The organism is Planococcus rifietoensis (assembly GCF_001465795.2).
GTDB classification, from domain to species: Bacteria; Bacillota; Bacilli; order Bacillales_A; family Planococcaceae; genus Planococcus; species Planococcus rifietoensis.
Window position 1 is genome coordinate 847,839 of record NZ_CP013659.2, and the last position, 21,350, is coordinate 869,188.

General features: G+C 50.0%; 24 protein-coding genes and 1 tRNA gene. 24 read left to right on the top strand and 1 reads right to left on the bottom strand.

The features are described from left to right. Positions 1-15: 15 nt before the first annotated feature. The 15 genes from AUC31_RS04035 to AUC31_RS04105 all read left to right on the top strand — a co-directional run bounded on the left by AUC31_RS04035 (position 16) and on the right by AUC31_RS04105 (position 12,867). A complete protein-coding gene (locus AUC31_RS04035) occupies positions 16-1,179 on the top strand; it encodes an ATP phosphoribosyltransferase regulatory subunit (RefSeq protein WP_058381264.1) in 1,164 nt (387 codons plus the stop codon). Beyond that, a complete protein-coding gene (hisG, locus tag AUC31_RS04040) occupies positions 1,172-1,798 on the top strand; it encodes an ATP phosphoribosyltransferase (protein WP_058381263.1) in 627 nt (208 codons plus the stop codon). The genes AUC31_RS04035 and hisG overlap by 8 nt, the downstream gene beginning before the upstream one ends. Next, entirely contained in the window at positions 1,795-3,078 is a 1,284-nt protein-coding gene (gene hisD, locus AUC31_RS04045; RefSeq protein ID WP_058381262.1) for a histidinol dehydrogenase, read from the top strand. The genes hisG and hisD overlap by 4 nt, the downstream gene beginning before the upstream one ends. Continuing rightward, complete coding sequence (hisB, locus tag AUC31_RS04050; RefSeq protein WP_249222073.1) at positions 3,075-3,662, top strand: imidazoleglycerol-phosphate dehydratase HisB; 588 nt, start codon at positions 3,075-3,077, stop codon at positions 3,660-3,662. The genes hisD and hisB overlap by 4 nt, the downstream gene beginning before the upstream one ends. Then, complete coding sequence (hisH, locus tag AUC31_RS04055; RefSeq protein WP_058381261.1) at positions 3,659-4,288, top strand: imidazole glycerol phosphate synthase subunit HisH; 630 nt, start codon at positions 3,659-3,661, stop codon at positions 4,286-4,288. Before hisB ends, hisH begins: the two co-directional genes overlap by 4 nt. Then, a complete protein-coding gene (gene hisA / locus AUC31_RS04060) occupies positions 4,281-5,009 on the top strand; it encodes a 1-(5-phosphoribosyl)-5-[(5-phosphoribosylamino)methylideneamino]imidazole-4-carboxamide isomerase (RefSeq protein WP_058381260.1) in 729 nt (242 codons plus the stop codon). Before hisH ends, hisA begins: the two co-directional genes overlap by 8 nt. Next, on the top strand, positions 5,003-5,755 hold the full coding sequence (gene hisF, locus AUC31_RS04065) for an imidazole glycerol phosphate synthase subunit HisF (protein ID WP_058381259.1): 753 nt from the start codon (positions 5,003-5,005) through the stop codon (positions 5,753-5,755). The genes hisA and hisF overlap by 7 nt, the downstream gene beginning before the upstream one ends. Further along, positions 5,752-6,375: a bifunctional phosphoribosyl-AMP cyclohydrolase/phosphoribosyl-ATP diphosphatase HisIE gene (gene hisIE, locus AUC31_RS04070; protein WP_058381258.1), complete on the top strand. Its 624-nt coding sequence runs from the start codon at positions 5,752-5,754 to the stop codon at positions 6,373-6,375. Before hisF ends, hisIE begins: the two co-directional genes overlap by 4 nt. An 85-nt stretch (positions 6,376-6,460) precedes the next feature. Then, on the top strand, positions 6,461-7,987 hold the full coding sequence (locus AUC31_RS04075; RefSeq protein WP_335339132.1) for a tetratricopeptide repeat protein: 1,527 nt from the start codon (positions 6,461-6,463) through the stop codon (positions 7,985-7,987). A gap of 67 nt (positions 7,988-8,054) precedes the next feature. Further along, positions 8,055-9,014: a thioredoxin-disulfide reductase gene (gene trxB, locus AUC31_RS04080; RefSeq protein ID WP_058381256.1), complete on the top strand. Its 960-nt coding sequence runs from the start codon at positions 8,055-8,057 to the stop codon at positions 9,012-9,014. A 206-nt stretch (positions 9,015-9,220) separates the two neighbouring features. Next, on the top strand, positions 9,221-9,706 hold the full coding sequence (locus AUC31_RS04085; protein ID WP_058381255.1) for an NUDIX domain-containing protein: 486 nt from the start codon (positions 9,221-9,223) through the stop codon (positions 9,704-9,706). Next, positions 9,699-10,580, top strand: a complete 882-nt coding sequence (gene rapZ, locus AUC31_RS04090; protein WP_058381254.1) for an RNase adapter RapZ — start codon at positions 9,699-9,701, stop codon at positions 10,578-10,580. Before AUC31_RS04085 ends, rapZ begins: the two co-directional genes overlap by 8 nt. Positions 10,581-10,584: 4 nt before the next feature. After that, positions 10,585-11,580 (top strand): gluconeogenesis factor YvcK family protein, encoded by a 996-nt coding sequence (locus AUC31_RS04095; protein WP_058381253.1) that lies wholly within the window; start codon positions 10,585-10,587, stop codon positions 11,578-11,580. Between the two features lie 21 nt (positions 11,581-11,601). Next, a complete protein-coding gene (gene whiA / locus AUC31_RS04100; RefSeq protein WP_058381252.1) occupies positions 11,602-12,552 on the top strand; it encodes a DNA-binding protein WhiA in 951 nt (316 codons plus the stop codon). Between the two features lie 57 nt (positions 12,553-12,609). Further along, a complete protein-coding gene (locus tag AUC31_RS04105; RefSeq protein ID WP_058381251.1) occupies positions 12,610-12,867 on the top strand; it encodes an HPr family phosphocarrier protein in 258 nt (85 codons plus the stop codon). Positions 12,868-12,931: 64 nt separating this feature from the next. Here the strand turns inward: AUC31_RS04105 and clpP are convergent, their stop codons facing one another. After that, positions 12,932-13,543, bottom strand: a complete 612-nt coding sequence (clpP, locus tag AUC31_RS04110) for an ATP-dependent Clp endopeptidase proteolytic subunit ClpP (protein ID WP_058381250.1) — start codon at positions 13,541-13,543, stop codon at positions 12,932-12,934. A 166-nt stretch (positions 13,544-13,709) separates the two neighbouring features. Here clpP and AUC31_RS04115 point away from each other — a divergent pair. The 9 genes from AUC31_RS04115 (at position 13,710) to gpmI (ending at position 21,297) form a co-directional block, all read left to right on the top strand. Continuing rightward, positions 13,710-13,781: transfer RNA gene (locus tag AUC31_RS04115), tRNA-Arg, on the top strand. Positions 13,782-13,937: 156 nt separating this feature from the next. Next, positions 13,938-14,516 (top strand): LemA family protein, encoded by a 579-nt coding sequence (locus tag AUC31_RS04120; RefSeq protein ID WP_058381249.1) that lies wholly within the window; start codon positions 13,938-13,940, stop codon positions 14,514-14,516. Then, positions 14,513-15,301: a TPM domain-containing protein gene (locus AUC31_RS04125; protein ID WP_058381248.1), complete on the top strand. Its 789-nt coding sequence runs from the start codon at positions 14,513-14,515 to the stop codon at positions 15,299-15,301. Before AUC31_RS04120 ends, AUC31_RS04125 begins: the two co-directional genes overlap by 4 nt. Before the next feature lie 14 nt (positions 15,302-15,315). Beyond that, a complete protein-coding gene (locus AUC31_RS04130) occupies positions 15,316-15,546 on the top strand; it encodes a glutaredoxin family protein (RefSeq protein ID WP_058381247.1) in 231 nt (76 codons plus the stop codon). Positions 15,547-15,650: 104 nt separating this feature from the next. Beyond that, on the top strand, positions 15,651-16,694 hold the full coding sequence (locus AUC31_RS04135; RefSeq protein ID WP_058381246.1) for a sugar-binding transcriptional regulator: 1,044 nt from the start codon (positions 15,651-15,653) through the stop codon (positions 16,692-16,694). Further along, positions 16,695-17,702: a type I glyceraldehyde-3-phosphate dehydrogenase gene (gene gap / locus AUC31_RS04140; RefSeq protein WP_058381245.1), complete on the top strand. Its 1,008-nt coding sequence runs from the start codon at positions 16,695-16,697 to the stop codon at positions 17,700-17,702. 110 nt (positions 17,703-17,812) lie between these two features. Further along, positions 17,813-18,997 (top strand): phosphoglycerate kinase, encoded by a 1,185-nt coding sequence (locus AUC31_RS04145; RefSeq protein ID WP_058381244.1) that lies wholly within the window; start codon positions 17,813-17,815, stop codon positions 18,995-18,997. A gap of 13 nt (positions 18,998-19,010) precedes the next feature. Next, positions 19,011-19,772 (top strand): triose-phosphate isomerase, encoded by a 762-nt coding sequence (tpiA, locus tag AUC31_RS04150; protein WP_058381243.1) that lies wholly within the window; start codon positions 19,011-19,013, stop codon positions 19,770-19,772. Beyond that, positions 19,765-21,297: a 2,3-bisphosphoglycerate-independent phosphoglycerate mutase gene (gene gpmI / locus AUC31_RS04155; RefSeq protein WP_058381242.1), complete on the top strand. Its 1,533-nt coding sequence runs from the start codon at positions 19,765-19,767 to the stop codon at positions 21,295-21,297. Before tpiA ends, gpmI begins: the two co-directional genes overlap by 8 nt. Positions 21,298-21,350: the final 53 nt, after the last annotated feature.

A 21,350-nucleotide genomic window follows, 5' to 3' on the forward strand; every position in this document is an offset into this window, starting at 1 on the left:
AGGAAGTGTTCAACGATGACCATCGAAATGTTTGAAAAACCATTAGGCATGCGTGACGATTTTCCTTTAATTGCAAAGCAAAAAGCAGATTTAAGAAAACAAGGCACTCAATTGATCGAGCGGGCAGGGTATGAACTGCTGCAAACGCCGACTTTGGAATACTACGAAACGATCGGGAAGATCTCCGCGATTTCAGATGACGCGTTATTCAAGCTGCTCGATAGCCAAGGTAAGACGCTCGTCTTGCGGCCGGATATGACATCCCCGATCGCACGGGTTGCGGCATCGAAATTATTGCGTGAAAAAATGCCGATCCGTCTCGGCTATTATTCCAATGTGTTCCGTGCGCAAAAGCGCGAAGGCGGACGCCCTGCAGAATTCGAGCAGATGGGCGTCGAGTTGATTGGCGATGATTCCCTTTATGCGGATGCGGAAGTGATCAGCCTGGCTTGGGATATTCTGAAGGAATTGGGCGTTGGTTCTGCCCGCACCGTCATCGGGCACACGAGGCTGCTTGAACTGATATTGGCAGATTTCGGGCTGGATGCGGAACAAAGCGGCAAAGTGCGTGAACTGTTTGTCGCGAAGAACGGTGTAGGGGTCGAGCAATTGGCAAAAGAGCTGCCGATCCCTGAAGGCAAACTGGCATCGTTCCTGAAATTGATGCAGGCAACAACAGTAGCTGATTGGAAACAGTGGATCAACGAAGAAAACGAAGAACAACGCGAGCTTTACCGCGACATGGAGCGCCTTGAACAATTGCTTGGACGCAATGGACTCGGGGATGCAGTCACTTTCGATATTTCCTTCAGCAGCCACATGACGTATTACACAGGATTGGTGTTCGAGTTCTACGGAGCCGGCAGTGGATTTCCACTCGGCAGCGGTGGGCGCTATGACGGCTTGATGGAACAGTTTGGCTTGCAGGTCGGCGCGACCGGATTTGGGTTGCGGGTCGACCGTTTGCTGGAATCGGTAGCACCTGAAAAAGCAGAGCAACCGCACACATTGATCTTATTCGATGAACAAAACGAGCAATATGCATTCGATAAAGCACAACAACTAAGAAATTCAGGGAAACGAGTGACCTTGCAGTATGCACCGGCCGTTAAAGCGCTGGAGCCATTCACTGCCTTGTTCACCGAAGTCATCAGAGGGGAGGAGCTGCACAATGGATGAATTGACGATTGCCATGCCAAAGGGCAGAATCTTTGAAGAAGCCTATGAACTATTAGTCGGTGCGGGGTATGACCTGCCAAAAGAGCTCGACGACTCGCGCAAGCTGATCGTCGAAGCGCCGAATGAAAAATTCCGCTTTATTCTGGCGAAGCCGATGGATGTGCCGACTTATGTTGAGCACGGGGTAGCGGATATCGGCATTGCCGGAAAAGATGTCTTGCTCGAGCACGATAGAGACGTACACGAATTATTGGACCTCGGCATCAGCGCATGCTATATCGCGACGGCCGGGTTGCCAGATACGGAAATGGACGAAGTGACGCCGCGCATTGCGACGAAATATCCGGCGGTGGCTTCACATTATTACCGCAGCAAAGGCGAACAAGTCGAGATCATCGAATTGAACGGCTCAATCGAATTGGCGCCGTTGATCGGCTTGTCCGACCGCATCGTTGACATCGTGTCGACCGGGCGTACGTTGAAAGACAATGGCCTGGTGGAATATGAGAAAATCGCGGACATCACGTCGCGTCTCATCGCGAATCCCGTAAGCTATCGTTTGAAGCAACAGCGCATTACGGAATTGGTCGATAAACTGCGTGAGCAGGTGGGACGATGAACATCCAGCGCCTGACAGATGAACTGTCGATTCGGCGCCAATTAGCCGACGGCACGGATCAGCAATTGCAAGCGGTAAAAGAGATCATTCAAGCGGTGCGTACAGAAGGAGACGCCGCGTTGTTCCGCTTTTCAAAAAAATGGGACAAAGCGGAGTTGTCTGCATTAAAGGTGACGCCAGAAGAAATCCAGCAAGCAGCGGAGCGTTTTGATCCCCAACTGCTGGCTGACCTGACAGAAGCGGCGGACAATATCCGCAGCTATCACGAAGGCCAACAGCAACAAGGCTATCGCCGGGACCGTGCGGACGGGTCGTATGTCGCCCAGCGCGTCACAGCAATCGAATCGGCCGGATTGTATGTTCCAGGCGGCACAGCGGCCTATCCATCTTCCGTCTTAATGAACGTCATTCCGGCACAAGTCGCCGGAGTCGGGCGCATCGTCGTTGTATCCCCGCCTGATAGCGAAGGGAATTTATCGGATGGCGTGCTTGTTGCAGCGCATATCCTTGGCATTGAAGAACTATATAAAACTGGCGGGGCACAGGCAATCGCGGCACTCGCTTACGGCACGGAATCGATCCAACCGGTCGATAAGATTACCGGGCCCGGCAATATTTTCGTGGCGCTTGCAAAACGCGAAGTGAACGGAGACGTCGCGATCGACATGATCGCAGGTCCGAGCGAAATTGCCATTATTGCCGATGATAGCGCATATGCGGATGAAGTGGCGGCGGATTTATTATCCCAAGCAGAGCACGATCCGCTGGCAAGTGCTGTATTATTGACAGAGAGCCGTGCGCTTGCCGAACAAGTCGCTGAGCAAGTGAAAAGCCAATTGACCACTTTGCCGCGCGAAGCGATTGCCGCGGCGTCGATCCGTGACCACGGCGCCATCTATGTAGCGGACAACCGCGCTGATTTGATCCGTGCTGCCAATCAATTGGCTCCAGAGCATTTGGAGATCATGACAGAAGATGCGGAAGCGGTAGCGGAACAAATCGATCACGCCGGCGCGATTTTTATCGGCCGTTATTCATCGGAACCGATCGGCGATTATTTTGCCGGCACGAACCATGTCTTGCCGACCAATAGCACGGCGCGCTTTTCAAGTGCTTTGTCCGTCTATGATTTTGTTAAACGGACGAGCATCGTCCATTACAGCGAGCAGGCATGGCGTGAAAATCAAGAAAAAATTGCAAGGCTCGCACGGCTAGAAGACCTCGAAGCACACGCACGTGCAGTCGAATCGCGCGCTTGGAAAAAGGAGAGTCAATCATGAGGAAATCGGACATTACGCGAAAAACCAATGAAACGGAAATTGCCGTCAGCTTCTCACTCGATGGAAAAGGGCAGGCGGATATCAATACAGGAGTGCCATTCATGGACCATATGCTGGATCTTTTCATCAAGCATGGCCAGTTCGACGGGCGTATCCACGCAAATGGCGATACCCACATCGACGATCACCATACGACAGAAGACATCGGCATCGTCCTTGGCCAGGCCGTGCTTGAAGCGTTAGGCGATAAAAAAGGCTTGCGCCGCTACGGCAACGCTTTTGTGCCGATGGATGATGCGCTCGCGCAAGTGGTCATCGATTGCTCGAACCGCCCTCACCTGGAATTCCGGGGAGATATCCCGAACGCCAAAGTCGGCGCATTCGATACGGAACTGGTCCATGAATTTCTGTGGAAGTTTGCGTTGGAATCACGTATGAACGTCCACGTCATCGTCCATTACGGACGCAATACGCACCACATCATCGAAGCGGTTTTCAAGGCGCTTGCCCGCGCGCTCGATGACGCGACGATGATCGACCCGCGTGTAGAAGGCGTCCCGTCGACAAAGGGGCTTTTAACATGATCGTTGGCATCATTGATTACGGCATGGGCAATTTATTCAGCGTCGAACAGGCATTGAAAAAACTGGAATGCACCGTCATCACCTCAGATGATGCACAAGTCTTGGCGGAAGCGGATGCGATTTTGCTTCCAGGTGTCGGCGCTTTTCCGGATGCCATGAAGCGCTTGGAGGAGAAAGGCTTAGCCGAATTCATCCGTTCGCTTCCGGAGCAGAAGATTCCGTTGCTCGGGATTTGCCTCGGCATGCAATTATTATATGAAGACAGTGAAGAAGGCAGGCAGGTCAATGGGCTTGGTTTATTGAAGGGCCATATCCGGCGCTTTCCGAAAGGCGATTACCGCATCCCGCATATGGGATGGAACCGCCTGAACTTCACACAACAGCCGTACTGGCTTGAAGATGTACTGGAAGATACACATGTTTATTTTGTCCACTCGTTTTTGGCGACGGAGACGGATCGTGCAGAAGTCTTCGCGACAGCTGAATACGGCGGGCTTGAAGTGCCGGGTGTTGTCGGCGGCGGATTGATTACGGGGATGCAATTCCATCCGGAAAAATCGGGCGAGTTCGGACATTATTTATTGGCGCAGTGGATTGCAAATGTCAGGGGGGATTTTCATGAGTGAATTTCAAATTTATCCGGCGATCGACTTGAGGGGCGGAAAATGCGTCCGATTGTTCCAAGGCGATTATGGCCAGGAGACGGTCTATGCGGATTCGCCTGTTGAAATGGCGAAAAGTTTTGTGGAAGCCGGGGCTAAGTGGATCCATATGGTCGATTTGGACGGCGCGAAAGACGGCAGCCGCATTAACGATCAAGTGGTCATCGAAGCGGCGAAGCTCAATGCCAACATCCAAGTGGGCGGCGGCATCCGCAGCCGTGAAGACATCAACCATTATTTATCGAATGGCGTTTCCCGTGTCATTATCGGAAGTTTGGCTGTAAGGGAGCCAGAACTGGTGGCGTCATTTATCGAAGAGTTCGGCGCAGAGCGGATCGTTATCGGCATCGATGCCAAAGACGGGATGGCGGCGACAGAAGGATGGATTGAAACTTCCCATAAGCCGGCATCTGAAGTGGCCGCTTACTTTGCTTCAAAAGGGGCGAAGCATTTCATCTATACCGATATCTCGACAGATGGCACACTTGCCGGCCCGAATATCGACGCCAACCGGAAGCTCGTCGCCGATGACGCTTCGCAAGTCATTGTATCGGGCGGCATCGGAACGCTCGATGATGTGAAACAGGTCAAGCAAGCGGCTGGTGACAGCCCAATTGCTGGACTCATCATCGGCAAAGCGTTGTATGAAAACCGCTTCACCCTTGAGGAGGCGCTGTCATGCTGACCAAACGCATCATCCCGTGCCTGGACGTTAAAGAAGGGCGTGTCGTCAAAGGCGTGAGCTTTGTGGAACTTCGTGATGCAGGAGACCCTGTGGAACTTGCTAAATTCTATGATGAACAAGGCGCGGATGAATTGGTCTTCCTGGACATTTCCGCTTCCCATGAAGGCAAAGAGACGATGGTCGAAGTGGTGCGCATTGTCGCCACTGAACTATCGATTCCCTTTACCGTGGGCGGGGGCATCCGGACGCTTGATGATATGAAACGCATGCTGCGTGCAGGGGCGGATAAAGTCTCTTTGAATACAGCAGCGCTCGACCGGCCGGAACTGATCAAAGAAGGCGCAGATTTCTTCGGATCGCAGTGCATCGTCGTCGCTATCGACGCGAAAAGAAACGGCGATAGCTGGGACGTCTACACGCACGGAGGCCGTAACCGGACCGAATGGGATGCGATCGAATGGGCGAAAAAAGCGGTCGCTTTAGGGGCTGGGGAATTGCTTTTGACCAGCATGGACAGCGATGGCCAGAAAGACGGATTCGATGTCGAACTTACCAAGGCGGTGCGTGATGCTGTCGAAGTGCCTGTCATCGCAAGCGGCGGTGCAGGAAACCGTGAGCATTTCCAGCAAGTATTCGAACAGGCAGATGCAGATGCTGCTCTTGCGGCATCGATCTTCCATTATAAAGAAACGAGCGTTAGAGAAGTGAAACAGTATCTGCAGCGAGAAGGAGTGAATGTCCGGTGACAAATGTGAAATACGACGAAAATGGGTTAGTACCAGTCATATTGCAAGATGCAACTACAAAACAAGTGTTGACTTTGGCTTATGCCAATGAAGAAGCGGTTACGCGCACAATCGACACGAAAGAAACCTGGCTGTATTCAAGAAGCCGCCAAGAACTTTGGAATAAAGGAGCAACCAGCGGCAATACGCAGCGCATCCAATCCGTACAAATTGATTGCGACGGTGATTCCTTGATTTATGAAGTGATCCCGAACGGCCCGGCCTGCCATACAGGAGAGGCAAGCTGTTTCCATGAAACATTGGCAGGGGAACGCACGGCCTCAGCATCAGACATGATTACCGAGCTCAGCGCGTTGATCAAACAACGCGAAACCGATATGCCGGAAGGCGCCTATACAACCTACCTGTTTGAAGAAGGCGTCGATAAAATCTGTAAGAAAGTCGGGGAAGAAGCAGCAGAAGTCATTATCGCTGCGAAAAACCGAGATGCGCGTGAATTGGCAACGGAAAGCGCAGACCTGCTTTACCACTTGCTCGTATTGCTGCAGGAACAGAAAGTTGATTTCAAAGAAGTGACGGGTGTGCTCGAAGAACGACACGCGGCAAAAAAGGACAAGTAAATAATAGGGAAATATGCTATAATAACAGCACATTTAGGGATAGGAGCGATTTCGATCGTTCCTTTTCCTGTTACGGAGGCATATTTTGGAGAAAAACAAAAGAAAAAATTTCGATAACGTCGTATCATTCATTCCGACAGGGGAATTTTACTATCAAAAAGCACTCAAGGAGCTGCAGCGCGAACAATACGATAAAGCGTATAAGTATTTACAGCGTGCAAAAGAACTGACTCCGGATGATCCGCTTATCCTCATGCATTACGGAGTGGTGCTGATGGAGCGGCAGGAGTTTGAGCTGGCAATGGATGAATTGCGCACTGCCCATAAGCTCGATCCGGAAGAACCGAATATTTTATTCTTTTTGGCTGAAGTCCATGCACATCTGGGCTTGTTTTTTGATGCCCGAAAATATGCTAAGGATTACCTTGAAAAAGATACGCGCGGGAGCTATGCAGCGGAAGCGATGGAAATCATCGATTTTGCCGAGCAGGAAGACTGGCAGCTGTTCGATGATGACGGCGAAGCCCATAATAGCGAGTATTATTACTTGCAGGAAAAAGCGCGCCGTTTGATGGAACAAGGCAAGTTTCCCGAAGCGATCAAGTTATTGGAAGAAGTGATCGAGGAAAAGCCGGATTTCTGGGGGGCTTATAATAACCTGGCACTGGCGTATTTTTATGTCGGGGAAACGGAAATGGCGAAATCGCTGCTTCACGAAGTGCTCCGCAGAAACACCGGCAACCTTCATGCCTTATGCAATTTAGCGGTGTTCCATTATTACGAGAAAAATGATGAATTGGACGATATCCTCGGCTTGCTCAAAAAGATCCAGCCCTATGTCTTTGAACATCGCTATAAATTAGGCGCGACCTTTGCTTTGGTCGGCAAGTACAAAGAAGCATACCGCTGGCTAAAGAGCCTTCAAAAGCGTGGATTTGATGGAGACCCGGCGTTTTACTTCTGGCTGTCGCATGCCGCGTATCATTCAGGCCATGAAGAAACCGCAAAGTATGCATGGGAGCAATTAAAGCGGATGGACCCGGCAAAAGAAGGCTATGAACCGTGGGGAGAGCAGCCAGTAATGCCGCATGTCGATGCGCTCGAACACGACCGCGATTTTCTCATCCACAAACTCGACCATCCCCATTTAAGCGAGCGGATTTACGGTTTGTTCCTGCTTGGGAAATCTTCCCATAAGCAAGAAATCATCTCGCATCCGAATTGGCTGAAATCCGAGCAGCCATCGGTTTTGGAAACCTATATGCTCGGCTATGCGCTCGGCCACCCATTCCGCGAATCGGTCAAAGAAGAAAAAGCCTTTTTGCGCGCGATGGAAACAGCGGAGCGCTTGTATTACCAAAAAGGAATGGTCGATCGCGAAAATGATGCCATTTTCCAATTGTGGTTCATGTTGGCTGAACAGGCTTTCGATGGCGATTATGCGTTCCGCAATCCCGCAGCACTTGCCGCTGCCGCAAGCTATATGGTTGAATCGGCGGAAAAACGGGAAACCACCAAAAAAGCAGTTGCCGCAAAATTCGGTACGTCTGCTGCCACGATGGCCAAATATGTCGATGAGTTAAGCAGATTTTTGCCGAATTTCAAGGACTAGGCATAAAAGTTGAAGGCGGCAGTTTATTGCTTTACGATTTAGCTAGTGATAACGAGGAGGGCCTATAATGACAGAAACGACTAATATTTATGATGTGTTAATCATCGGCGCAGGGCCGGCTGGCATGACAGCAGCAGTCTATACGTCCCGAGCGAACCTTTCAACGCTCATGCTCGAGCGCGGGATTCCCGGCGGACAGATGGCCAACACCGAAGAAATTGAAAACTATCCAGGATTCGACCATATCCTCGGTCCTGATTTGTCCACAAAAATGTTTGAACATGCAAAAAAATTCGGAGCCGAGTACGCTTACGGCGACGTAACTGAAATCATTGACGGCGATGAATTCAAAACCGTCAAAGCCGGATCGAAAGAATACAAAGCACGCGCTATCATTTTGACGACTGGAGCCGAGTATAAGAAAATGGGCATTCCAGGCGAAAATGAATTGGGCGGACGCGGCGTCAGCTATTGCGCAGTGTGTGACGGCGCATTCTTTAAAGGCAAAGAACTGGTCGTTGTCGGCGGCGGGGATTCTGCCGTAGAAGAAGGAGTTTATTTGACACGCTTCGCGGATAAAGTGACAATCGTCCACCGCAGAGACGAATTGCGTGCACAGAAAATCCTCCAAGACCGTGCATTTGCCAACGACAAGATCGACTTTATCTGGAGCCACACAGTAAAAGAAATTCACGATAAAGATGGCAAGGTCGGCAGCGTTACCTTGGTATCGACAAAAGACGATTCCGAACGGGAATTCGAAGCGGACGGCGTGTTCATCTACATCGGCATGCTGCCATTGACAAAACCATTCGAATCACTGGGCATCCTGAATGACCTAGGCTATATCGAAACAAATGAAGAAATGCAAACTTCGGTGCCGGGAATCTTCGCGGCAGGCGATGTGCGGGATAAAACTTTGCGCCAAGTTGTTACAGCGACTGGCGACGGCAGCATCGCCGCGCAAAGCGTCCAGCATTACGTGGAAGAGCTTGCCGAAAAAATTGCTTCAAAAGCGCAAGCTTAACGCTTTCTTAATCCATTTGTAACAGCATTGTCATGCAAAAGAGGTATAGTAAGTAGTGTAAATCAACCCCCTTTTTATATAGTTATTTTTGACAGGCTGCTTTCCGGATTGTCCGGGGAGTGGCCTCTTTTTTTGCATTCTTTTGCATGACACGCCAGGATAGATGTATAATGAAAATAGTTTATATTAGATGCGGAGTGGCAAATGTGCAGCGAATCGCGAATTTATTGCTAATAGAGAATGGCAAAGTATTATTGATGAAAAAGCCGCGCAGGGATTGGTACGTAGCCCCTGGCGGCAAAATGGAAAGCGGCGAATCGATTTATGAAGCGGCCATCCGTGAATTCAGGGAAGAAACGGATGCAGAGCCGTTGGGCGTTCACTTGAAAGGCGTTTATACGATGATGATCCAAGAACACGGACGGACGGTGGATGAGTGGATGCTGTTTACATTCCGGGCGACACAGCTCCGGGGAATCCCATTCGAAGAAACACGTGAAGGGATTCTCGAATGGCATCCGGTAGAAAGCCTGCGTACCTTGCCGATGGCGGAAGGGGACCGGACGAACCTATTGTTTGCAGCCTATCAGGAAGGCGTCCAATACGGGACCTTCTATTATACGCCAGAGTTCGAACTGCTAGAAGAGAACATCCAATCATCGACCGAAGAGGTGAATCGCCAGCATGGATAAGCATATCGAAGAAACCGAATTGATCATCATCACCGGCATGTCCGGTGCTGGGAAGACAGTGGCGATCCAAAGTTTTGAAGACCTCGGTTTTTTCACAATCGATAATCTTCCCCCGGCGCTCCTCCCGACATTCATCAAATTGATGCGGGATTCGGGCAAATCGATGAAGCGTGTCGCAGCGGTTATGGACCTTCGCGGCGGCGATTTTTTCGCCAGCCTCGTCGATGCAATCGATGACCTCTCGAAAGAACCGGAAGTGGCGATCACGATCCTGTTTCTCGATGCGGAAAACCAGACCCTCGTCAGCCGCTATAAAGAAACACGCCGTTCCCACCCATTGTCACCGGGCGGACTTGTTCTCGGCGGCATCAAAAAAGAACGGGATATGCTGAAAGACTTGCAAGGACGGGCCCATTATATGTATAACACGTCAGAAATGAGCCCGCGCCAGCTGAAGGAGAAAATCACCTCGGATTTTGCTTCGAAAACGAGCAATGTCTTTACGGTCAATTTGATGTCTTTCGGCTTTAAACATGGCATGCCGATTGACGCCGACCTGGTGTTCGATGTGCGCTTTTTGCCAAATCCTTATTATATAGAAGAGTTAAATCCACAATCGGGCTTGGATCAGCCGGTTTCCGATTATGTCTTGAAATGGCAGGAAACACAGACGCTGGTGAGTAAGCTTGAGGATTTATTCGATTTCATGATTCCCCAGTATAAACAAGAAGGCAAAGCACAATTGGTCATTGCTTTTGGCTGCACAGGCGGCCAGCATCGATCCGTGACGCTTGCCGAGTATTTCGGGAAATATCTATCGAAAAACAACAAAGTCAGCATTACGCATAGAGATGTGAAAATCAGAAAGGGCTGAGCATATGGAAAAAAGTCTCCAGCAAAAACGAGTCGTAATCATCGGGGGCGGAACCGGTCTGTCCACTTTGCTGAGGGGCTTAAAAACTTTTCCGCTCGACTTGACGGCAATTGTGACAGTGGCAGATGACGGTGGAAGCTCCGGGCGTTTACGCGATGACTTGGATATCCCACCGCCGGGAGACATCCGCAACGTCATGGCTGCGCTGTCGGATGCCGAACCATTGGTGGCTGAAATGTTCCAATACCGATTCAAACATTCGCTTGATTTGGAAGGGCATTCACTGGGCAATCTGATGCTCGCGGCATTGACTGATTTGACAGGCGATTTTTCACATGCGGTCCGGGAAATGAGCCGTGTTTTGAACGTCAACGGTACGGTTTTGCCTGCCGCCAATCAATTGGTCACATTGAACGCAGAGCTTGAAGATGGAACCATCATCAAAGGCGAATCCAAAATACCCGCCTATCTGCAGCCGATCAAGCGTGTATTCCTCGAACCTGCCGGCGTCAAGACATTGCCGGATACCATACAGGCGATTCAATCTGCGGATGTTATCGTCATCGGGCCGGGTTCCTTATACACGAGCATTTTGCCGAATTTGCTCGTGAAGGATATCAAAAAAGCGCTGCTCGAGGCGAAGGCGAGAAAAATCTATATTTGCAATTTAATGACCCAAGCGGGTGAAACTTACGGCTATACGGCTTCAGATCATGTAAAAGCCCTTTACGACCATGTAGGCGTGAACTTTCTCGATGCCATTCTGATCGATAAAGTCCAAATGCCGCAAGGAGTGGCTGAAAGATACAAAAAAGAAAAAGCATGGCCGGTGGAATACGATGAAGAACGCCTGAGAAATATGGGGCTTGAAGTATATCGCCATGACATTGCGAATATTTTCGGGGAAGCCGTCCGGCATGAACCGATGAAAGTGGCGAAATGGCTTTTCGAATATACCAGCAGCGAAACAAAGGAACCATCGCAGCGCCGGTATTCCTAAAGCTTGAAAGGGGGGGCATAATTGTCTTTTGCATCAGAAACAAAAAAAGAAATGACCCAGATTGAAGTAGACGATTGCTGCGGCAAGGCAGAGCTGTCGGCGATGATCCGCATGAACGGTACGCTGTCATTTTCCAATCGCCAGTTGAGCCTGGATATCCAAACGGAAAACGCCGCGATTGCCAGAAGGATCTATACCTTGCTGAAGCGCTTCTACAAAGCATATCCGGTGGAACTATTAGTCCGCAAAAAGATGCGGTTGAAAAAAAACAATGTCTATATTTGCCGCTTGCGGGAAGGCGCAAAATTTGTGCTTGAGGATTTGTTGATCTTGTCGGAAGGCTTTCAATTTCAGCAGGATATTTCCCCTGAGCTGATCTCGACAACGTGCTGCAAGCGCTCTTATTTACGCGGTGCCTTTTTGGCCGGAGGATCGGTCAATAATCCCGAAACGTCCTCTTACCACTTGGAAGTGTATTCTTCCTATAAAGATCACGCTGAAGCACTGGTTATCCTGATGAATCATTTCCAGTTGAACGCGAAAATGATCGAGCGGAAAAAAGGATTTGTGACCTATTTGAAGGAAGCGGAGAAAATTTCCGATTTCCTCAGCCTGACAGGCGCCCACTCGGCGCTATTGAAATTCGAAGATGTCCGCATTCTCCGCGATATGCGCAATAGCGTCAATCGCTTAGTCAATTGCGAAACGGCCAATTTGAACAAGACCATCGATGCAGCGCTGCGGCAAATCGAAAACATCCGCTTTATTGACCAAGTGATCGGAATCGACCAATTGCCGGACCGCCTGAAAGAGATAGCCCGCTTGCGTGTAGAGTACCAGGATGTCACACTGAAAGAACTGGGCGAGATGGTATCGACAGGAAAAGTGAGCAAGTCAGGCGTCAACCACAGGCTTCGGAAAATCGATGAGATTGCCGAGTCGTTGAGAAAAGGCGAAACGATCAGCCGGTAAAACGGCTGCTCTTTTCTATAGATTGCGTGAGAGTCAAGTTTTCGGAGGAGGATATGCATGGTAGAAAAACAAGTGGAAGTGCAATTGAAATCGGGATTACAAGCGAGACAGGCCGCATTGTTCGTACAGGAAGCCAATCGCTATAGTTCGGATGTCTATTTGGAAAAAGGCGACAAGAAAGTCAATGCCAAGAGCATCATGGGCATCATGAGCCTGGCCGTCAGCAAAGGCACGAACGTGACGATTTCGGCAGACGGCGCCGATGAAGAATCGGCAGTCGATGCGCTGGCGCAATTGATTGATAAAGAAGCTTAAAGCCAAGCGCTTTAAGCACCAAAAAAGAGCTGCCCCGCAAGCGGGACAGCTCTTTTTGTGTAACTTACTCTTCTTTTTCGTGGTTTTCCGGCAATTTGTTGCGCGTGATGATTTGGTCCACGAGACCATATTCGAGTGCGCGTTCTGCAGTCATGAAGTTATCGCGGTCTGTATCGCGAGAAATCACTTCAAGCGGCTGGCCAGTGCGTTCAGATAGAATTTGGTTCAATTTCTCACGCAAGAACAGGATACGTTTTGCGGCGATTTCAATTTCAGTCGCTTGCCCTTGAGCTCCGCCAAGTGGTTGGTGGATCATGACTTCAGCGTTCGGCAATGCGTAGCGTTTGCCTTTTGTGCCGGCTGCCAGAAGGAAAGCGCCCATGGATGCAGCCATGCCGATGCAAACTGTTTGGACATCTGGCTTGATAAATTGCATAACATCGTAGATTGCCATACCGGCTGTGATGCTGCCGCCTGGGCTGTTGATGTAGATGGAAATATCCTTTTCCGGATCTTCCGCTTCAAGGAATAGTAATTGTGCAACGATGGAGTTGGCGACATTGTCATCGATTCCGCTGCCGAGCATGATAACGCGGTCTTTCAATAGGCGGGAATAGATATCGTAAGCGCGTTCGCCTCTGCTTGTCTGTTCGATTACTGTAGGGATTAAATTCATGGATAATTTCCTCCTTCGGGTAAATGTAAGTGCTACTGAAACACTGTTCAGCCGTACATTCATCATACACATCATGGTCAATGAAGGTCAAATCTAACGAATTGAAAATAGGCGCTTGAAATAAGAAGAAAGCTTTTGTATAATAGAAAAGTCGCGAACAACATTTGCCCTCGTAGTGTAAAGGATAACACGTAAGATTCCGGTTCTTGAGATGGGGGTTCGATTCCCTCCGAGGGTGTAAAAATTGAAAAACCGCACAGCCTGCTAAAGGCTGTGCGGTTTTTTGTTGAATCTTTTTAGCGGCTGAAACGTAGAATCAGATGGAATGGGTTTCAAGGAACGGATAGTCAGGGAAAACAAAAAATATTATTGTAAAAGAAAAGGAGACGGGAAAATGAAAAAATTACTTATTCCATTGCTATTGGTGATTGGGCTGATCGTCGTTGCCATCGCCGTATTCGGTTCAAGCTATAATAATTTCGTTCAATTGGAAGAGGACGTCAATCAATCGTACGCGCAACTTGAAAGTCAATTACAGCGCAGGCTCGATCTCATCCCGAACTTGGTCGAGACGGTGAAAGGCTTTGCCGACCAGGAGCAAGAGGTCATCGATAGTGTCACGGAAGCCCGTTCGAGCATGGCGAATGCCGGATCAGTCGAAGAACAGGCCGAGGCAGACGCCGAATTGAGCGGCGCGCTCAGCCGCTTGCTCGTCGTCGTCGAGAACTATCCGGAAATCCGCTCGAGTGAGAACTTCCAGCAATTATCCGATGAACTGGCCGGAACAGAAAACCGGATTGCAGTCGCCCGCCAGGACTATAATGGCTCGGTGACGGAATTCAACCGGGAAGTTCGCAGTTTCCCAGGCAACATGGTGGCGGGAATCTTCGGCTTTGACGAAAAGGAATATTTCGAAGCTGATACCGGGGCAGAAGATGCACCGGATGTGGACTTTGGGACTGACGAAGAATGATCCGAAGAATTCCTGTTTTGCTCTTGTTGCTGCTGATGATCCCCGGAACTGTGCAGGCGGCAGAATTTCCGGAGTTGACTGACGATATTTACATTCAGGATATCGCGGGCGTCTTGAGCGAAGAACAGGAAGCCGAGCTCAAGAGCTTAGGTGCTGGCCTGGAAGACGCGACAACTGCACAGATTGCCGTTATGGTCGTCGAGTCCTTGGAAGGTGAGCCGATCGAAAGCTACGCCAATGAAGCGTTGCGCCATTATGGCGTAGGCTCAGCGGAAGAGAACAACGGCGTGCTGGTCGTGCTATCGATGACAGACCGCGAGATCTACATCGAAATCGGCTACGGACTGGAAGGCGCGCTTCCTGACGGAAAAGTCGGGCGCATTTTGGATGATTACGCCGTTCCATATTTGCGTGAAGACCAGCCGGACGAAGCGATCCTCAATACGTACCAAGCACTGTACAATGAAGTGGCTGCGGAATACGGCTGGGACGGGGAAGCGGCTAGCCCCCAGCCGCTCAATGAAGTGACGCCAGGCAGCAGTGAAGGTGGAGGCGGCTTTATGCAGCCGGTCATCACCTTCCTGATCGTACTTGTTTTGTTGTTCCTGTTTACGGGAGGAGGCGGCGGCCGTGGACGTCGCGGCCGCGGCAGAACGATGAGGCGCGGTGGATTTTTCGGGCCCGGCAGTTTTGGCGGCGGCTTCGGAGGCGGTTCCGGCGGTGGAGGTTTCCGCGGCGGCGGTGGCGGCTCTTCAGGAGGCGGCGGAGCCGGGCGAGGCTTCTAATAAGGAGGAATGGCATGTATACACTCTATACTCGGCCAAATTGCGGGCTTTGCGAAGAGGCCAAGTCTGCACTGACGCTATTGCAGGAAGATTACCCGATTGACTTCCGGGAAATCAATATTGAAGAAGATGAACAATTGCATGAACAGTATATGCTGATGATTCCAGTGCTCACGAAACACGAAAAAGTGCTGCTCTATGGAAATTTTGGCTATGGCGAACTTTTGGAAGCGTTAATTCTTTAACGCTTCTTTTTATTTGCATAAATCTAATAGCTCGGCTACAATGAATCTAGTGGGACGTAATTATATATAGTGGGACAGAAAACGTCCAACAAAGGGGTGGAGCGATGGATCCAGTTCTGCAAGCGCAAGTGCATTTATTGCCTGAACTGCCAAGCTTGCTGAAAAAGCGCTATAGTATCCTCGAGCTGATTCAAACCGAACAGCCCGTTGGAAGGCGCACGATCAGCGAGATGACAGGCGCAGCCGAAAGGGAAATCCGCAAAGAGACCGATTTATTGAGGGACCAAGCCTTGATCGAAATGAGCAAGAGCGGCATGAGCCTGACGATACTGGGAGACGATGTTCTTGACCAACTCCGTGAGCTGGTCAAGGAATTGGCTGGGACTGCAGAGCTCGAAACCGGGCTGCAAGCGAAACTCGGCATCAAACAAGCCGTCGTTCTGCCAGGGGATAGCGACCGGTTATCTTCGGTCAAAGCCTCTATTGGCAGGCAAGCCGCTCGTATTGCGGAGGAAATGTTCGAAAACTGCCGGACGATCGCTGTTACTGGCGGCAGTACAATGGCCGCCTTAGCAGCTGAAATCCGCACGGCGAGGAAAAACCCTGCCATGCAGTTTATCGCTGCAAGAGGCGGCCTGGGGGAAGAAATGCTTCACCAGGCGAACACCATCGCTTCATCCTTTGCCGAAAAAACAGGCGGAGCTGTCCGCACGCTTTATCTGCCTGAGCATTTGAGTGCGGAAGCGCTCGAAATGATGATGAGGGAACCTGTCATCAAAGAAATGATGGAGCTGTATGACCGGACGGATTTAGTCATCCATGGAATCGGCGATGCAGAAGAGATGGCCATCAGGCGCCGCTCTTCCGTGAACGAAGTCGAGAAGATCAAGACAGGCGGGGCTGTTAGCGAAGCATTCGGTTATTATTTCGATAAAACCGGAAAAATAGTTTATCGCATCCCAACAGCGGGCATTCAATTAGAGCAGGTCCAAAAAGCACCGGCCATCATGGCGGTTGCCGGAGGACGCACGAAAGCGCGCGCCATCGAATCTTATTTCCAGGCCGCGCCTGAACGTACCATCCTCGTTACGGATGAAGGAGCAGCAAGGGCAATACTTAACCTAACAACAAAATTGGAGGAATTATAAATGACTTTAAAATTAGCAATCAATGGTTTTGGCCGCATCGGCCGTGTCGTATTCCGTGAAGCAATGCAAAACAGTGAAGTGGAAGTAGTAGCAGTCAATGACCTTACAGATGCAGCTATGCTGGCACACCTTTTGAAATACGATTCAGTGCACGGCACGTTGGACGCTGAAGTTACTGCAGAAGGCAATTCAATTTTCGTCGACGGCAAGGAAATCAAAGTATTCGCTGAGAAAGACCCAGCGCAATTGCCGTGGAAAGAGCACCAAATCGACATCGTGTTGGAATCTACAGGAATCTTCACAACAGAAGAAGCTGCATCTAAACACATCGAAGCCGGCGCTAAAAAAGTTATCCTTTCAGCTCCTGGCAAAGGCGGCATGAAAATGCTGGTTATGGGCGTTAACGAAGAAACTTATAACCCTGAAGAGCACCACGTCGTTTCGAATGCATCATGCACAACAAACGGCTTGTCTGGCATCTCTAAAGTGTTGAATGAAAAATTCGGCATCAAAAAAGCGATGATGACAACAATCCACTCTTACACGAACGACCAAGCATTGCTTGATGCACCTCACTCTGACTACCGCCGTGCGCGTGCAGCAGCTGAGTCAATGATCCCGACAACTACTGGCGCGGCGAAATCTGTTGCAAAAGTATTGCCTGAACTTGACGGCAAGATCGATGGCATGGCCATCCGCGTTCCAACACCGAACGTTTCGTTGATCGACCTTGTTGCTGAACTTGATAAAGATGCTTCTATTGAAGAAGTAAACCAAGCGCTGAAAGAAGCGACTGAAAATGAGCTGAAAGGTTACTTGGAATACAGCGAACTTCCGCTTGTATCACGCGACTATAATGGCAGCAAAGCTTCCGCTACAGTAGATGCTCAATCTACAATGGCTCTAGGCGGCAATATGGTGAAAGTTCTTGCTTGGTATGACAACGAATCCGGCTACTCTGCACGCTGTGTAGACTTGGCTGTACACATGTACAAAAAAGGGCTGTAAGCTGAAAATCATAGCTTAATTACCAATGAACCTCTATAATAAAGAGGGTAAAAGGGGTGGGGAATTTACCCCACCCCTTATTTTTTTGAATATAATTAGGAGGTATTTTCATGCTGCAGAAAATGACCATGAAAGACTTGGATTTAAAAGGGAAACGCGTATTTTGCCGTGTAGATTTCAACGTACCGATGGAAGACGGGAAAGTGACAGACGACACGCGCATCCGTGCCGCGATGCCGACGATCAAGTATTTGGTCGAACAAGGCGCAAAAGTCATCTTGGCAAGCCATCTCGGACGCCCGAAAGGCCAAGTTAACGAAGACATGAGATTAGCTGCGGCAGGCGCACGGTTGGCCGAATTGCTCGGCAGCGACGTGAAATGCCTTGAAGAATCCGTAGGGGACACTGTGGAGCAGGAAATCGCTTCTCTTGAGCCCGGCGAAATTCTATTGCTTGAAAACGTCCGTTTCCATGCAGGTGAAGAAAAGAACGATTCGGAACTCGCGAAACAATTTGCGGCTTTGGCCGACGTATTCGTCAACGATGCATTCGGCGCTGCGCATAGAGCGCATGCTTCGACTGCAGGAATCGCCGAACATTTGCCGGCAGTATCCGGCCTGTTGCTCGAAAAAGAGCTGGACGTTCTCGGCAAAGCTCTATCCGAACCAGACCGTCCGTTTACCGCCATCATCGGCGGAGCGAAAGTAAAAGACAAAATCGGCGTCATCGACCATTTGCTCGACAAAGTTGATAACTTGATCATCGGCGGCGGGTTGTCGTACACCTTCCTCAAGGCGCTCGGCCATGAAATCGGCAATTCACTTGTCGAAGAAGACAAACTCGATCTTGCCAAATCGTTTGTCGACAAAGCGAAAGAAAAAGGCGTGAAGTTTTATCTGCCGGTGGATGCGACAGTCGCGAACGAGTTCTCGAAAGACGCAGAGACCAAAACAGTGAAAATCGAAGAAATTCCGTCCGATTGGATGGGGCTCGACATCGGGCCGGAAACAGCGAAAATGTATGCCGATGTCATCAACCAGTCGAAACTCATCATCTGGAACGGACCGATGGGCGTGTTCGAAATGGAAGCTTTTGCAAACGGCACGAAATCCGTCGCTCAAGCGATGGCAGAAACTGAAGGCTATACAGTCATCGGCGGCGGCGACTCTGCAGCGGCAGTCGAGAAATTCCATGTGGCAGATAAAATGGACCATATTTCAACAGGCGGCGGAGCTTCTCTGGAATTCATGGAAGGCAAGGATTTGCCGGGCGTTACCGCATTAACTGATAAATAAAGGGAGTGTTTTTGTGAGAAAACCGATCATTGCAGGAAACTGGAAAATGTATAAAACAGCATCACAAGCGAAGGAATTTGTAGAAAAAGTAAACGGCTTAGTGCCGGATGCTGAAAAGCTTGATTCTGTCATTTGTGCTCCGGCTCTATACTTGACGCAATTAGTCGATGCTGCTGAGAACAGCGCATTGAAAATTGGCGCACAGACGATGCACGATAAAGGCGAAGGCGCATTCACTGGTGAAATTAGCCCTGTACAATTGGCAGATATCGGCGTCAACTACGTCATTATCGGCCATTCTGAACGCCGCCAGTATTTCAATGAAACCGATGAAACAGTCAATGCAAAAGTGAAGTCGGCATTTTCGCATCAATTGACGCCGATCCTTTGTGTCGGTGAAACAGACGAACAGCGTGAAGCGGGCCAAATGGAAAGCATCGTGGAATCGCAAGTCGAAAAAGCAGTAGAAGGATTGACCGATGCACAAATCGCCGAGCTAGTCATTGCTTACGAGCCAATCTGGGCAATCGGAACAGGCAAAACAGCGACAGCTGAAGACGCTAACGAAGCTTGTGGCATCGTGCGCAAAAAAATCGCTTCGCTTTACAGCGATGAAACAGCTGAAAAAGTCCGCATCCAGTACGGCGGAAGCGTGAAACCTGCCAATATTCAGGAACTCCTATCAATGGAACACATCGACGGCGCATTAGTCGGCGGGGCGAGCTTGGAAACGGACTCGTTCGTCAAATTGTTGGAGGCGGGTTCAAATGCGTAAAACGGCACATCCGGCAGCGTTAATCATCTTGGATGGCTTCGGCTGCCGCGAAGAAACCGCTGGAAATGCAGTTGCACAAGCGCATAAACCGAATTTCGACAGACTTTGGAACGACTATCCCCATGAACTGTTGACAGCTTCGGGTGAAGCGGTCGGTTTGCCGGACGGGCAAATGGGCAATTCCGAAGTTGGCCATTTGAATATCGGTGCGGGCCGCATTGTTTACCAAAATTTGACACGCATCCATAAATCAATTAAAGACGGCGATTTCTTTGAAAATGCCGCATTCTTAGATGCTGTCATGAATGCCAAAGAAAACGGCAAAGCTTTGCATGTCATGGGCTTGCTTAGCGACGGGGGCGTCCATAGCCATTATGAGCACCTGTTCGCTTTATTGCGCCTCGCGAAACAGCAAGGCTTGAGTGAAGTCTATGTACACGGATTTTTGGACGGCCGCGATGTCGGTCCAAAAACAGCGCTTCGTTATATAGAAGAAACCGAAAAACAAATGCAACAAATCGGCATCGGGCGTTTCGCTTCCATCAGTGGGCGTTACTATGCGATGGATCGTGACAAGCGTTGGGAACGCGTTGAACTTGCTTACCGCGCAATAGTCGACGGGATCGGGCCAAGCGCCAGTTCTGCTGCGGCTGGAGTAGAAGCATCTTACGCGGAAGGAATTGTCGATGAATTCGTCCTGCCGTTTACGGTCGTGAAAGAAGGGGAAGTGCCTGCTGTAATCGAATCAGGCGACTCCGTCATCTTCTTCAATTTCCGTCCGGACCGGGCCATCCAGTTGACAACCGTGTTGACGCGTCCCGATTTTGCCCATTTCCCGCTTAGCATCCAGCATCCACAAGAATTGGTGTTTATCAGTTTCACGACTTACAGTGAAGAGTTGAAGACCCGTATTGCTTACGGCAACGTCAATTTGGTGAATACAATCGGGGAAGTATTATCGGCGAACGGCATGACCCAATTGCGCATTGCCGAAACGGAAAAATACCCGCATGTCACATTCTTCATGAGTGGCGGGCGGGAAGAAGTGTTCCCAGGGGAAGACCGCATTCTCGTGTCGTCGCCGAAAGTGGCAACGTACGATTTGCAGCCTGAAATGAGCGCCTATGAAGTGACTGACCGTCTTGTAGAACAAATCGATGCAGGCGCACACGATGCAATCATCTTGAACTTCGCCAATCCAGACATGGTCGGCCACAGCGGCATGCTCGAGCCGACAATCAAGGCAGTCGAAGTCGTGGATGAATGTCTCGGCCGTATCGTTGAAGCACTCCATCGCCAAGGCGGATCGGCGCTCATCACGGCCGACCACGGCAACGCAGACGAAGTGCTGACAGAAGACGGCTTACCGATGACGGCACATACGACTAACAAAGTGCCCGTCATTTTGACGAAGCACGGCGAAGTCTTGCGCAGCGGCGGCATTCTAGCGGATCTCGCACCAACGATCCTCAAACTGCTCGATGTTGAGCAGCCAAAAGAGATGACTGGAAAACCGTTGTATTAGAAAGTTTAAAAAGTTATAGAATGTTTGTAAAAGAGAGTGATGAACTCGTTTCA